The 13,072-nt window shown below is 72.2% G+C and carries 11 protein-coding genes and 1 pseudogene; 6 read left to right on the top strand and 6 right to left on the bottom strand.

From position 1 onward, the window contains the following. A partial coding sequence (locus ACFE8Y_RS09900; protein WP_375464215.1) for a cold-shock protein occupies positions 1-199 on the bottom strand: 199 nt, incomplete at its 3' end. Between the two features lie 673 nt (positions 200-872). Here ACFE8Y_RS09900 and ACFE8Y_RS09895 point away from each other — a divergent pair. Together ACFE8Y_RS09895 and ACFE8Y_RS09890 are read left to right on the top strand one after the other, a co-directional pair. Beyond that, positions 873-2,756, top strand: coding sequence for an autotransporter assembly complex family protein (locus ACFE8Y_RS09895; protein WP_375464219.1), 1,884 nt, complete (start codon positions 873-875; stop codon positions 2,754-2,756). Between the two features lie 452 nt (positions 2,757-3,208). Next, positions 3,209-7,531 carry a translocation/assembly module TamB domain-containing protein gene (locus tag ACFE8Y_RS09890; RefSeq protein WP_375464214.1) on the top strand — a complete coding sequence of 1,441 codons (4,323 nt, stop codon included), beginning with the start codon at positions 3,209-3,211 and terminating at the stop codon, positions 7,529-7,531. A gap of 302 nt (positions 7,532-7,833) precedes the next feature. Here ACFE8Y_RS09890 and ACFE8Y_RS09885 read toward each other — a convergent pair whose 3' ends face one another. From ACFE8Y_RS09885 to ACFE8Y_RS09875, 3 genes are all read right to left on the bottom strand, one after another. Then, complete coding sequence (locus ACFE8Y_RS09885) at positions 7,834-8,229, bottom strand: hypothetical protein (RefSeq protein ID WP_375464213.1); 396 nt, start codon at positions 8,227-8,229, stop codon at positions 7,834-7,836. Positions 8,230-8,366: 137 nt separating this feature from the next. Then, positions 8,367-8,780, bottom strand: a complete 414-nt coding sequence (locus ACFE8Y_RS09880) for an EF-hand domain-containing protein (RefSeq protein ID WP_375464218.1) — start codon at positions 8,778-8,780, stop codon at positions 8,367-8,369. 209 nt (positions 8,781-8,989) lie between these two features. Further along, positions 8,990-9,277 carry a hypothetical protein gene (locus ACFE8Y_RS09875; protein ID WP_375464212.1) on the bottom strand — a complete coding sequence of 96 codons (288 nt, stop codon included), beginning with the start codon at positions 9,275-9,277 and terminating at the stop codon, positions 8,990-8,992. A 160-nt stretch (positions 9,278-9,437) separates the two neighbouring features. Here ACFE8Y_RS09875 and ACFE8Y_RS09870 point away from each other — a divergent pair, with 160 nt between their 5' ends. Next, positions 9,438-9,974 carry a peptide deformylase gene (locus tag ACFE8Y_RS09870; protein WP_375464211.1) on the top strand — a complete coding sequence of 179 codons (537 nt, stop codon included), beginning with the start codon at positions 9,438-9,440 and terminating at the stop codon, positions 9,972-9,974. A gap of 52 nt (positions 9,975-10,026) precedes the next feature. Continuing rightward, positions 10,027-10,437: a hypothetical protein gene (locus ACFE8Y_RS09865; protein ID WP_375464210.1), complete on the top strand. Its 411-nt coding sequence runs from the start codon at positions 10,027-10,029 to the stop codon at positions 10,435-10,437. Positions 10,438-11,083: 646 nt separating this feature from the next. Here the strand turns inward: ACFE8Y_RS09865 and ACFE8Y_RS09860 are convergent. Further along, on the bottom strand, positions 11,084-11,305 hold the full coding sequence (locus ACFE8Y_RS09860; RefSeq protein ID WP_375464209.1) for a hypothetical protein: 222 nt from the start codon (positions 11,303-11,305) through the stop codon (positions 11,084-11,086). Positions 11,306-11,469: 164 nt separating this feature from the next. Here ACFE8Y_RS09860 and ACFE8Y_RS09855 point away from each other — a divergent pair, with 164 nt between their 5' ends. Continuing rightward, entirely contained in the window at positions 11,470-12,582 is a 1,113-nt protein-coding gene (locus ACFE8Y_RS09855; RefSeq protein ID WP_375464208.1) for a type II asparaginase, read from the top strand. Between the two features lie 53 nt (positions 12,583-12,635). Here ACFE8Y_RS09855 and ACFE8Y_RS09850 read toward each other — a convergent pair whose 3' ends face one another. Next, the gene (locus tag ACFE8Y_RS09850; protein WP_375464207.1) at positions 12,636-12,806 is read right to left on the bottom strand and encodes a hypothetical protein; all 171 of its coding nucleotides are present in this window, start codon (positions 12,804-12,806) and stop codon (positions 12,636-12,638) included. Between ACFE8Y_RS09850 and ACFE8Y_RS09845 the strand changes: the two are divergent. Then, a pseudogene (locus tag ACFE8Y_RS09845) lies at positions 12,753-13,053 on the top strand (2-dehydro-3-deoxyphosphogluconate aldolase); the annotation flags it as partial. The gene ACFE8Y_RS09850 and the pseudogene ACFE8Y_RS09845 overlap by 54 nt on opposite strands. Positions 13,054-13,072: the final 19 nt, after the last annotated feature.

Below are 13,072 nucleotides of genomic sequence, written 5' to 3'. Positions count from 1 at the left end.
GGAGGTTTCCGGCCGACTGCTTGCCGGTGCGCCGGTCGTTCTCGATCTCGTAGGACAGCTTCTGTCCCTCGATCAGGTTGCGCATGCCGGCGCGCTCCACCGCGGAGATGTGGACGAACACGTCCTTGCCGCCGTCATCCGGCTGGATGAAGCCGTAACCCTTGGTCTCGTTGAACCATTTCACGGTGCCCGTGCTCATGGCGCCTACCTCCGTCGTGTCGATGTGGTGAGCCTGCCGGCCCGAGCGGCTGTCCACGCGCGGGCGTGGGCGAAGCAGGTTGATGTCGAGATGGAATGTCAGTCGAAGCGACGCCCTTGGAAACGGCAAAGGACAGCGGGCGGAGCAACCCGGCGGCGGCCGGCAAGCATCGACGCAAGGTCGGAGGTAGGTCGCCGGCCGCCGGCTGACAAGAGTCGACGCCCACGCCCATCCCCTCCGGTTGCCGCACGGGTCACGCCCGTCTAGGTTCCGCGGCTCACACGCGGGGGCTGATCGTGCGAAGGGTCCTGCCGTCGGCTGCCGGCGCATCCGTGCCGAGACCGGATCGGTCGCGGACCAGTTGCGGCGGCTTTCCTCGGGGACTTGCCTCAGGGCCTCGCATGGCAATCCGGCATCGGAGCGGGGGCTTTGAGATGATGCGGACTCTGTTTTACGTGCGCCCTGCGGGGCCGGGCCGGGCCGGTCGAGCCGCCGGGGCGGCCGGCGCTTGCGGGTGAGGCAACCGGTTCCCGAGTCGATTCCGCCCGCATCCCGCCTTCGCGCCGAGTCCCGGCCCGGCGCCCGCGTCGCGGCCGGGTCGGTCCTCGGGGGATTGGGCCTCGCGGCTTGGCTCACCCTCTGCGGCCCGGCGGCGGCCTTCGACCTGTTCGGGATGTTCGGCCCCGAGGAGGAGCCGCTGACGCCGAGCGGCGCGGCGCTGCCCTACGACCTGAAGATCCAGGGCACGGAGGATTCCGACCTGGAGCGGAGCCTAGAGGACGCCTCGACCCTCCACCGCCTGCGCCGCGAGCCGCCGCCGGACGGGGAGGGGCTGGTGCGCCGCGCGGAGGCCGATCTCGGCCGCCTGCCCGACGCGCTCTCGGGCTACGGCTACTACGCCGGGCGCGTCACGGTGCGGATCGAGGACGTGACGCTGGGTAGCATGCCGGCGCGCGGCGGCGAGCCCTCCCCGGCGGCGGCGGCCCGCGCGGCGGAGACCGTGCGGAACCGCGCCCTGGTGCCGGTGCGGATCGCGGTCGACGCCGGCCCGCTCTACATGCTCCGCGCCCTCACCGTGCGCGACCCGCGGGGAACCCCCTTCACGGAGGAGGTCCTGCCGGCCCGCCTCACGCGGATCGACCCGGACACGCCGGCGCGCTCGGCAACGGTGCTGGCCCGCGAGGCGCGGCTCGTCGACCGCTTCCGGTCGCTCGGCCATCCCTTCGCCAAGGTCACGGCGCGCGACCCCGTGGTGGACGACGCGGCCCACGTCATGGACGTGATCTTCACCGTCGATCCGGGCCCGATCGCCGGCCTCGGTCCCGTGACCGTGCGGGGCACGGCCGGCATCGATCCGGCGGTGGTGCGCTCCTTCATCGACGCGGAGCCCGGCGATCCGTACTCGCCCAGGGCGCTCGCCGACATGCGCCGCGCGCTGGTGAAGGTCGAGGGCCTCGGCTCCGTGCGGGTGCGCGAGGGAGAGGCGCTGGATGCGGCCGGCAACCTGCCGATCTTCGTCGAGGTGACCGAGCGGGAGCACAACCTGATCGGCGTCTCGGCGCGCTACTCCACCGTCGACGGGCCCGGCATCCGTGCGACTTACGCCAACCGCAACCTCTTCGGCGGGGCCGAGACGCTCCGGCTCGACGCCGACCTGTTCTACCTCGGCAACGACCTCTACGCGACGCAGCGCAAGCTCGCCGGCATCGAGTCGAACGGGCTCGGCGGGCGGCTCGCCGCGACCTTCGTCAAGCCCGCCCTCTGGGGCAGCCGCAACGACCTCGTCGCCGGCCTGTTCGCGGGCCGCGAGGCCCAGCAGAGCTACGTCGCGGACGCGGCCGGCGGCACCGTGGGCCTGCGCCACCGCTTCTCCGATACCTTCTACGCGCAGGTCGGCGTCGAGGGGCAGGCGGGCCGCGCGCAGGACGCGCTCGGCAAGGTCGACTATCGCCTCGTCGGCGTGCCGGTCTCGGTGGCCTACGACTCCACCGACAACCTGCTGGACCCGACCCGGGGCGTGCGGCTCACCGCCTCGGCGACGCCCTACGCGGGCTTCCTCGGCTCCGACCCGTCGATCCTCGTCGCCAAGGCGCAGGGCTCGACCTACTACGCGCTGGACGACGAGGCGCGCACCATCCTCGCCGGGCGGCTGGGCTTCGGCTCGATCTCCGGGGCAAGCCTGGAGGACATCCCGGCCAACATCCGGTTCTTCGCCGGCGGCGGCGGCTCGGTGCGCGGCTTCCCCTACCGGACCCTCGGGCCCCGCGGCCCCTTCAACCTGCCGGTCGGCGGCAAGAGCCTGCTCGAAGCGTCCTTCGAGGCCCGCATCAAGGTCACCGACACGATCGGCGTGGTGCCGTTCCTCGACGCCGGCACGGCGTTTTCCGGCGCGCTGCCGGATTTCGACGAACGTATCCGGACGGCCGTGGGACTGGGCCTGCGCTACTACATCGGCATCGGCCCGATCCGCGTCGACGTCGCGTTCCCGCTCGATCGGATCAAGGGCTACCACGAGCGCCCGGTCGCCCTGTACATCAGCCTCGGGCAGTCGTTCTGATGGGTTTCTTCGCGCGAAAGACCCTCCCCCCTCTGCGGGCGAGGGTGCCTGCGGAGCGGGCGGGAGAAGGGAGCGCCGCTTCCGGACAGGGCGCTTCCCTCTCTCGACGTGATCCGACGTGCGGGCCAGCCGGTCCAGAGCGCTCTCCGCCGAAGTGGACGCCGGTTCGGCCAGAGAGAGCGCACCAGAACAGGGACTTAGAGCCGTGTCCGATTGCACCGCGATCGGACACGGCTCTAGAGGCCTGGTGTTTCATACATCTGGCCGCGAAGGCGCCGGACGCATCGCTTGCGGCGCTGACCGGCTCCCCCTCCCATGGGGAGAGGGTTGGGGTGATGGGCGTGCCGTATCCGGGCAGTTCTCATCCCTCACCCTGTCCCTCTCCCGAACGGGAGAGGGGACCCGCGCCGCATCCGCGCACGGTGCTGGATGCGAGCACCGAAGGGCCCGCGATGCGGGGCGGGCGCCGTGCAGCCGTTGCGGCCTTCCTGCTCCTCGTCATCGGCTTCGCCGTCCCCACGGCCCTCACCCGCGCCGCGGATGAGGCCGAGAAGACCGTGCTCGGCGGCCTGCTCTCCCGCGCGCTCTCCACGCCGAGTTCCCGCGTCGCCATCGGTGCCGTCGACGGGGCGCTGTCCTCGGACGCGGTGATCCGCGACGTGGCGATCAGCGACCGCGACGGGGTCTGGCTGCGGCTCGACCGGGCGCGCATCGTCTGGCGGCGCCTCGCCCTGCTGTCCGGCCGCCTGGAGGTCGACAGCCTCGAGGTCGGGCGCCTGGAGGTGCTGCGCCGGCCGATCCCGGCCACCGCGGCGGCGACGCCCGAGCCCGACGGCACGCTGCTGCCGGACCTGCCGGTCAAGGTCGAGGTGAAGGATTTCTCGCTCGCCGACCTCGCGCTCGGCGAGCCCATCGCGGGGCAGGCGGCGCGGCTCTCGGCCAGGGGCCGGGCGAAGCTCGGCGCGCCGTCCGAGGGGCTCGACCTCGACGTCGCGATCCGGCGCCGGGACGCCGAGGGCGCCTTCGGCCTGCGGCTGCTGTTCGTGCCGGATGGCGGGCGCCTGGAGCTGAAGGCGACGCTGAGCGAGCCCGCCGGCGGCCTGCTCTCGAAGGGCCTGAGCGTGCCCGGCGCACCGCCCATCGCCCTCGACCTCGACGGACGCGGGACGCTCGACGCCTGGAACGCCCGCCTCGACGTCTCGGCGGGCGAGACCATCGGCGCCAAGGGATCGGCGACGATCGCGCGGGTCGGGTCCGAGCGGCGGCTGACGCTCGACCTCGGCGCCCGCGTCGAGGGGCTGCTGCCGGGCCCTGCCGCCGCGATCTTCGCCGGGACGACCAAGCTCGAGGGCGGCCTGAGCTTCGCCGACGGCGGCGCGTTGCGGATCGACCGCCTGGAACTCACCTCGCGCACCGCACGCCTCGACGCGCGCGGCAGCCTCGACGTGGCGCGCAACGCCGACTTCACCCTCCAGGCCCGCGCGGTCCCGACCGAGGGCGGCATGACCCGGGCCGGCGAGGGCGAGATCCGCAGCCTCGTCCTCGACGGCAGCCTCAAGGGGCCGCTCGCGCGGCCGCGCGTCGTCGGCAGCCTGAAGGCCGCGGGCCTGCGCACGCGCGACAGCGCCGTCGAGCGGGTGGAGGCCGGCGTGAACGCCGAACCTATAGCCGACGCCCGCTTCGCCCTCAGCGCGGAAGCGCGGGTGGAAGGCCTGAGGCTGCCGGACCCCGCCGTCCAGCGGGCGCTGGGCACGCGGGCCGCCCTCGATCTTCGCGCGGTGCTGGAGCCCGACAACACGTTGGCCGTGTCGCGCCTGCACGTCGAGGCACCGACCCTGCGGGCCGACTACGAGGGCCGCGTCGGCCGGAACACGCTCACCGGCACGCTGGAGGCCGCGCTCTCCGACCTGACCGCCTTCTCCGACCTCGCCGGCCGGCCGCTGGCGGGCGGCGCGTCCCTGGCGGCCAAGCTCGACGGCGACCCGGCGCGTCGGGCGGTCTCCGCCGACCTGACCCTGCGCACCGAGGGGCTCGCGCTGGGCCGTCCGCTGCTCGACCGGGTGCTCGGGACGGCGCCGCGCCTCACCGGCCGCCTGTCGCGGGTCTACGACGGCTACGCGTTCGAGGCGGCCACCCTAAACGGCGCGGGCCTCGTCGCCCGCCTCGACGGCCGCGCCACCGCCCGGCTCACCGACGCGCGGCTCGACGTGGACCTCAAGGACCTCTCGGCGATCGACGGCGGGCTGACCGGGCGGGCGGGACTCGTCGGCCGACTCTCAGGATCGCTGGAGCATCCCGACCTCGCCGCCACGGTCTCGGCCCCCGAGGCGACCGCCATGGGCCGGCCGGTGCGGGGCCTGCGGGTCGAGGCCGCGGTCAAGGACCTCACCGGAGCGCTCGACGGGACGCTGAGCTTGGCCGGCACGGTCGGCGGCAAGCCGCTGCGGGGCGAGGCCCACCTCGCCCGGCCGAACTCCGACGCGTGGTCGCTGGACCGACTCACCGCGCGCCTCGGCTCGGTCGCTCTCGACGGGCACGCGACGGTCGATGCCGCGACGTGGCTGGCGGACGGGGGCCTGCACCTCGCGGCCGGCGATCTCGACGACCTCACGCCGCTGACGCTGACCCCGATGGCCGGGAGCCTCGACGCCGACGTCGCGCTCATCCGCAGCGGCGGGCGCCAGGACGCGACGATCCGGGCCAAGGGCGCCGCCTTGCGCACCGGCACCCTCGCGCTCGCCCGGCTCGATGCCGACCTGCGCGGCACGGACCTGCGCGACGCACCGCGGATCGACGGGCGCGTGGAGGCCGACCGGCTGGTGGCCGCCGACCAGATCCTCGATACGGTGCGCCTCACCGCGGCCGGCGCGCCGTCCGCGACCGACCTCGTCCTCTCGGCCAAGGCCCGCGGGTTCGACCTCGACGGCGCCGCCCGCCTCGTGCCGGCCACGCCCATCCGGATCGCGCTGACGCGGTTCTCCGCGGCGCGGGGCCCCGACAGGCTGGCGCTTGCCGGGCCGGCGACCGTCACTCTCGACGGGGCCGCGGCGCGCATCGACGCTCTGACCATCGCGGCCGGGACCGGGCGGGTCACCCTGTCGGGCCTGATCGGGCGGGACAACGACCTCCGGCTCGGCATCCGCGCCCTGCCGCTGGCGCTCGCCCGCATCGCGGCGCCCGGCCTCGCCCTGAGCGGCACGCTGGACGGCGACGCCGAGATCCGCGGGCCGGCCGCGCGGCCGCAGGGGCGCTACGCGCTGTCGGTCGCCCGCCTCGTCACGCCGGAGACCCGCAGGGCGGGGCTGTCGCCGATCGAGGCGCGCGCGGCCGGGACGCTCGCCGACGGCCGGATCGGCCTCGACGGACGCGTCACCGCGGGGCGCGGCATCGCGATGACCCTGTCGGGGTCGCTGCCGGCCGAAGCCGGCGGGACGCTGGCGGTGAAGGCGCGCGGAACGCTGGACGCCGCGGTGGCCAACAGCGTGCTCAGCGCCGGCGGCCAGCGCCTCGCCGGCCGGGTTGCGATCGACGCGGGCGTCAATGGGACGCTCGCCGCGCCGCGGGCCGAGGGCACCGCGACGCTGACCGGCGGCAGCTTCACCGACCCGCTCCAGGGCATCCGGCTGACCGGCATCGAGGGCCGGGCCACGGGCCGCGGCGACACGATCGTGCTGGAGCACCTCACCGCCGCGACCCGAAACGGCGGCGTCCTGCGCGGCGACGGGCGCGTGTCGCTCGCCCCCGAGGCCGGCTTTCCGGGCACGATCCGGATCAGCGGGGACAGGGCGGAACTGGTGTCGAGCCCGCTCATGACGGCGGTGGCGAGCCTGAACCTCAGCTTGAGCGGCCCGCTCGCGCGCAGCCCGCGGGTGACGGGCCGGGTCGACGTGGTCTCGATCGACGTCGCGGTGCCCGACCGGCTGCCGGCGACGGTGCAGCCGCTGCCGGGCATCCGCCGGATCAACACCCCGCCCGACCTCCGCGCCCGGCTCGACGCCGAGGCGGCCCGCGGCACGCGGGCAGCGGCGCTGGGCAAGCGCGGCGGCAAGCGCGGCGCAACGGCGCCGTTCGAGGCCGCCCTCGACGTCGCGGTGAGCGCGCCGAACCGCATCTTCGTGCGCGGACGCGGCATCGACGCCGAACTCGGCGGCGATCTGCGGCTGACCGGATCGTCGCGCGATCCGAACGCCGTCGGCGCCTTCGAGCTGCGGCATGGGCGACTGTCGGTGATCGGCCAGCGCCTCGACTTCACCCGTGGACGCCTGACCTTTTCCGGTGCGATCGCCGCGCCCGACCTCGACTTCATCGCCGAGACCAAGGCCACCGACATCACCGCCCGCATCGCGGTCTCGGGGCCGGCCGACAGCCCGGTCTTCGCCATCTCCTCGGACCCGAGCCTGCCGCAGGACGAGGTGTTGTCGCGCCTGCTGTTCAAGAGGGCCTCGGGCAGCCTGTCGCCGTTCCAGGCGTTGCAGCTCGCCCAGGCCGTGTCGCAGCTCTCCGGCGGGGCCGGCGGCGTCGACGTGTTCGAGTCGGCGCGCAAGGGGCTCGGGCTCGACAGCCTCGACGTCGCCACCGGCACCACCGGCGGCCCGGCGCTCGGCGCCTCGCGCTACCTCGGCGACCGCCTCAGCGTCGGCGTGAAGGCCGGCGCCAAGCCTGCGGACACGGGCGCCACCATCGACTACGAGGTGACGCGCCGGGTGAAGATCCAGGGCGAGGCCGGCAGCGACGGCCGCACCAGCCTCGGCGTCGGCACGGAATGGGAGTACTGATGGTGCGTCCGGAGGGTTGCTTCGGAACGATCGGGAACCCGTTCGGTCCGGATCGCGGACGGGGCTGCTTCGACGCACCGGTTGCGCCGCCCGCGCCTGAAGCGTGTCTCACGAAGCGCCCGCGTCACGGCCTCGGCGCGAAGAGGACGCGACGGTGTGGGGAGCGTTCCGCGAGACGCTCCGAAGCCCGAGGTGCTGCGATGGCCTGCGGACGAGAGACCGTTTGATGAAGCGGGCGGGTCGATCCGCCAACCGCGGCGGCGATGCCGACGACGGCCCGGATCGTACCGGTGCGGGAAGCGTCAGTGGCGGGCGAGGCCGGCTTCCTTCGGGCCGACCGTCCGCGCGAGGCGGCGACCGACGTGCAGCATGGCCTTCTCGAGCAGCCCCAGGGTCAGGGTATCCTTGTCCAGCTTGGCATATTCATAGGCGACGATCAGGCCGTCCGCGATCCCGCCGAGGAGGTCCAGATCGGCCGCATGCTCGGCCGGCGCTTCCGGCGCCGGCACGGCGCAGCGGTCGAGGATCACCTGCGAGGCCTCGATAGTCCTTCGCGTTTCCTTGATGACCTCGCGCATCTCGGCCACGAGGGCGGGCGTCCCGACGCTCTCCGGATGTTCGCGGCTCATGATCACAACCATTTCACCCCTGAACATGCAATTTGCATCTTCAGGTTGAGGTTCGTCAACGGCCTTCATCGGTCGCAATGCCGCAAGCGGGTCCTGGCGATTTCCCTCCTCCCAAGACGTGGAGAGAGCCGCTCCCGCGCTCACGGGAACGGCTCTCAGCGGGCTTGCGGCGAGCAGCCGCAGCGAACGTGGAAGGCGTCAAACCTCTACTTGATCAGGGCCAGCAGCGCGCGGCCCGCCTGAGACTTCAGTTCCTTCGCGTCGAGGGTGCCGTCGCCGTCCGGGTCGGCGGCCTTGAAGCGATTGGCCACGGCGGCGAGGTACTCCTTCTTGTCGAGGGTGCCGTCGCTGTCCGGGTCGGCCTGCTTCATCCCGGCCTTGCTGAGGCGGCCCTTCATTTCCCGCGCGTCAAGGGTGCCGTCGGCATCCTTCTCGAGACGGTCGAAGGTGGCCGACGCGACGACCTCGATCTCCTTCATGTCGACGGTGCCGTCGCTGTCCGTGTCGATCATCTTGACGGCAGAGGCACCGCTCATCGACTTGGCGATTGCGGCGGGGGCGACCAGGGCGGAACCCGCGAGGACCATGGCGGCCAAGCTGCTGTAAAGACGAAGGCGCATTGCCAGTTTCTCCCGATTGTTGATGCGCAATGTCCCTAAGCTACGCTCCTGCGCGGTGCAAGGGTATTCTTGAAGGGTATTCTTGGCGCACGGCGTTGACAGCCGGCAAACCTGGAGGGTCGTCGCGCGGGACCAAGCGGCGCCCGCGGCTCGACGCGAGAGGGGCCGGCGAACCGACCCCGCCCCGCGACACGTCCAGGATCGCAGGATCAATAACCGTTCCCGCGGCGGCGCATCCCGCCCCGGTCGTCGTCGTAGCGCTCGGTGCGGTAGAGGCCGCGACGGTCGTGATTCCGGTCGGGCCGGAACGCGTCGCGGCGGACATCGCGCGCGCGCTGCCCGCGCGACCGAAGATCGACGCTCGGGCCATCGGGACCGATGTCGATCCGCTGGGCTGCCGCCGGAACGACGCCCGTCAAGGATATCGCCATCACGGCTCCAACGAGAAAAGTCTTCATGAGGATTTCCTTCGTGCGTTCAGGGTTCAACACATCCACCGCGCGATCGTTCCGAATGTTGCCATCCGGCGCATGTCACGGGCCGACCTTCGGATCAGGTCAGAAACAACAAAGCCATGGTTTACGGCCGCGCCCTCGCCTATCAGCGCGGTTGGCAAGCCCCCTAGGATGGATGTATTTAGAGTGAAGATCTGATCCGATGACCGTTCGTCCGTTGATCTTCTATCCCGACCCGCACCTGAGCCTGCGGGCCGAGTCGGTCACAGCCTTCGACGGGCCCCTGCGCGACTTGGCGCGCGACGTGACCGACACCCTCGACGCCGCGGCGGCGGCCGGCCTCACCGCCCCGCACTTGGGCGTGTCCCGCCGCCTCGTCGTGCTGCGACCCGAACCGGGCGGCACCGCCGGCGTCTACGTCAATCCTTGGATCGTCGATGCGTCGCCGGAGCGCGTGACCGCCCGGGAGGGCAGCGTCTCGATGCCCGGCCTGTCAGAGATGGTCGAGCGGGCTCGCGCGATCCGGGTCCGGTTCCGCGACCTGGACGGAGCCGAGCATGAGGAGGCGGCCGAGGGTTTCCGCGCCGCCTGCCTTCAGCACGAGATCGATCAGCTCGACGGCATCTTCTGGATCGCTCGCCTGTCGCGCCTGCGGCGGGAGCGCGTGGTCAGGCGCTTCGCCAAAGGATACGTCAAGGGATGCGTCAAGGGGCAGGCGGCGCGCCGGGCGGGTTCGTGACTCTCCTGCCGGAGCGTCATCGGCGGTGCGCGGACCCGTGGTAGGAGGCGGCATGCGTCTCGTCCTCCTCGCGGTCCTCGCCGCCGCCCCGGCCCTCGCGCAGCAGCCGGCGCGGCCTTCGCAGAAGCCCGCGCTCACCGTCCAGGGACCGGCGTCGGTCCTGGTGATCGGCTGCCCGTCGCTGGCGAACTACCGGCTCCTGCGCCGCGAGACCCCGGATCAGGCCGCAGCCGCCGCCCGGCTCGCCGACCCGAAGGCCGATCACCTCGGCTGCGTCGCGATCGGCCGGGACCGGGTGTCGGCGCTGTCCGACCACGTGGCGCTCGGCGGCCAAGCCTACGACTGCGTCGCCCTGCAGGGGACCGCGATCTGCCACTGGACGAGCGCCGGCACGGTCATCCCGACCGAGGCCGCGCGGATGCCGCCCGCCAAGCCCCAGGCGTCGGACAAGGGGCGGCGCTGAACCGGCCCCCGTGTGGGCCCGGACACGTCGTCGCCCGGTCCGGATCGCCACCCGCTCGCGGCTTGAATCCGCGTCAGCGTCGTCCATGATCGCCGAAGGAAGGGCCCGCCCTTCGCGCGGCAGTCTCCCAGGGCCATGGTGAGGTCCAGGCCATCCCCGTCCAACACGGCGCGCCGACAAGTCTGGGTGCAGTCGCCGACCGCCAGGGTCTTCGAGAGGATGCTCTCACGGGCTGGGCACGAGGTCCTCGGGGATGGAGGCAAGCACGTCGTCGTTCTCAATGACGAGGTTCCCGACCTCGACTGCAACCGTCGTCGCAACGATTCGCGCCAGAGATCGTGGTCTCCTGAACCTCGGTCGAGCAGATGCAAGGCCCCCCATGGCATGGGCCTTCTAGAAAGATGCCCTCGCCTCGACAAGCGTTCGTGAACATTGCTTCGTTTGGAAAAAACGAGACTGAGAGCCGTGCCCGATCGCGTTGCAATCAGGCACGGCTCTAAGTCTTTGTTTTCAAGCGTTCTCTTAAGCCGAACCGGCGTCCAATTCGACGGAGAGCGCTCTAAAATCCCGCGGCTGCGAGGCCGTTCGTTCGCGTCCCGCCGTCCGTACCACCGCTCGCCGATCATCCGCGCGAATGACGGCTCGGTCAGGCCATGGCGGCGACTGCCTGCACGCCCAGGGCGGCCTCGTCGGTTCCAGGCTCCGCCCCCGGCGCCTTGCGCGCGACGTAGTACAGGTCGATCGCCCGCCAGAACGCGCCCTGCTCCTCAGGCGTGCGCCGCGCCAGCGCGGTCTCGATCAGGCTCATGGCCGCCCGCGCCGGGGCGTTGCGCTGCAGCTCGTCGGCGAGACTGGCAAGATCGAGCATGGCCGGCGCCTTTTCATGGAATACCACCAAAGGTAACGCCCAAGCTCCTCGAACGATCCGTTGGGAACGCGGCGCACGGTCGGAGCCTTCTTCTTGCCTCGCTCGGCAACCCGCCTACCATGACAGCCGGCTGCGGCACCGCGGCGCTCCTCGAAGGATTGTCGATGCTTCCAGTCAGATCCAGCCGGCGCGGCGCGCTCGCGGCCCTCGTCCTAGCGGCCCTGCCGCTCGCCGCCGGCGCGGTCTCCGCGCGCGAGATGTCCGACGCGGCGGTGGAGGCCCGGGTCGGCAAGCCGAACGTCGTGATCCTGGCAACCGGCGGCACCATCGCCGGCGCGGGGGCGGATGCGGCCAACAGCGCCACCTACAAGGCGGCCAAGGTCGGCGTCGAGCAATTGATCGCGGCGGTTCCGCAGATGTCCGTCATCGCCAACGTCCGCGGCGAGCAGGTCTTCCAGATCGCCTCGGAGAGCTTCACCGACGCGCATCTCGTCCAGCTCGCCAAGCGCGTCTCGCAACTGGTCAAGCAGAGCGACGTCGACGGCGTGGTCGTCACCCACGGCACGGACACGCTGGAGGAAACCTCGATGTTCCTCAACCTCGTGGTCAAGACCGACAAGCCGATCGTGGTGGTCGGCTCGATGCGGCCCTCGACCGCGATCTCGGCGGACGGTGCCCTGAACCTGCTCGACGCGGTCTCGGTCGCGGCGAGCCGGGACGCGGTGGGCAGGGGCGTGATGGTCACGATGAACGATCAGATCCAGTCCGGCCGCGACGCGACCAAGCGGACGAACATCGTGCCGAGCGCCTTCTTCAGCCAGTGGGGCTCGCTCGGCATGGTGGTCGAGGGCAAGACCTACTTCTTCCGCACCCTCGACAAGCGCCACGGCAGCAGCTCCGAGTTCGACATCGACGCGATCGAGGCCCTGCCGCTCGTGGCCATCGTCTACGGCTCGGGCAACATGTTCCCCGGCGCCTACAAGGCGGCCGTGGATGCGGGCGCCAAGGCGATCGTCAACGCCGGCACCGGCAACGGTTCAGTGCCCGGCTACCTCGTCGACACGCTCAAGGACATCCGCGCGAAGGGCACGCTGGTCATCCGCTCCGCGCGCGTGCCCGACGGCTTCGTCCTGCGCAACGCCGAGCAGCCCGACGACACCTACGACTGGGTCGTCTCGCACGACCTCAACCCGCAGAAGGCGAAGATCCTGGCCGCGGTCGCCCTCACCAAGACCAGCGACACCAGGGAACTCCAGCGGATCTTCTGGCAGTACTGAGGCGCTGCCGTGCCGGACCCGGCCCAGGGGGACGGACCGGCGGCGGCCGGCGCTCATGGACAGGGAGGGGACGTCAGGGGCTTCGCGGCGTCCGAAGGCAAGGCCATGGCCCGGGCGATGAACACCGTCATCGTCACCGCCCGCAACGTCATGCCGTCGGCCCATCGCTCCCCCACCTGCCGGGAGCGGCCAACGCCGCCGACATCATGCGCGGCCTCGATCACGGCCTCGTCCGCTTCGGGTTCTTCCCGGCCGGGGCCTCGGGATCAGGACGCTGAAGGCCCTGTCAGCCCCCTTCGGTCAGGTCCGGCTCCGCCCGACCGGCGGCGTCGCCGAGGCCACCGCGCCGGATCGCTCGCGATCGACGCGGTGCTCTGCGTGGGCGGAAGCGGGATGGCGAAATCCGGTCCGCCCGGCCGCGCGGCAATCCGCCGGTCGGCGGAGGCGGCATTCGCGCTGCGGATGGCGTGAGGCACGAAAAGGCCCGCCA

Origin of the sequence: uncultured Methylobacterium sp., assembly GCF_964242245.1 — a bacterium.
Lineage (GTDB): Bacteria > Pseudomonadota > Alphaproteobacteria > Rhizobiales > Beijerinckiaceae > Methylobacterium.
This window is presented reverse-complemented; position numbering and strand designations above follow the sequence as displayed.

What these genes read in the sequence shown, in the direction of transcription:
- ACFE8Y_RS09895 (WP_375464219.1), top strand. Translation starts at nt 873, where the DNA reads ATGTTCGGCCCCGAGGAGGAGCCGCTGACGCCGAGCGGCGCGGCGCTG.
- ACFE8Y_RS09890 (WP_375464214.1), top strand. Translation starts at nt 3,209, where the DNA reads ATGCGGGGCGGGCGCCGTGCAGCCGTTGCGGCCTTCCTGCTCCTCGTC.
- ACFE8Y_RS09885 (WP_375464213.1), bottom strand. Translation starts at nt 8,229, where the DNA reads ATGAAGGCCGTTGACGAACCTCAACCTGAAGATGCAAATTGCATGTTC.
- ACFE8Y_RS09880 (WP_375464218.1), bottom strand. Translation starts at nt 8,780, where the DNA reads ATGCGCCTTCGTCTTTACAGCAGCTTGGCCGCCATGGTCCTCGCGGGT.
- ACFE8Y_RS09870 (WP_375464211.1), top strand. Translation starts at nt 9,438, where the DNA reads ATGACCGTTCGTCCGTTGATCTTCTATCCCGACCCGCACCTGAGCCTG.
- ACFE8Y_RS09865 (WP_375464210.1), top strand. Translation starts at nt 10,027, where the DNA reads ATGCGTCTCGTCCTCCTCGCGGTCCTCGCCGCCGCCCCGGCCCTCGCG.
- ACFE8Y_RS09860 (WP_375464209.1), bottom strand. Translation starts at nt 11,305, where the DNA reads ATGCTCGATCTTGCCAGTCTCGCCGACGAGCTGCAGCGCAACGCCCCG.
- ACFE8Y_RS09855 (WP_375464208.1), top strand. Translation starts at nt 11,470, where the DNA reads ATGCTTCCAGTCAGATCCAGCCGGCGCGGCGCGCTCGCGGCCCTCGTC.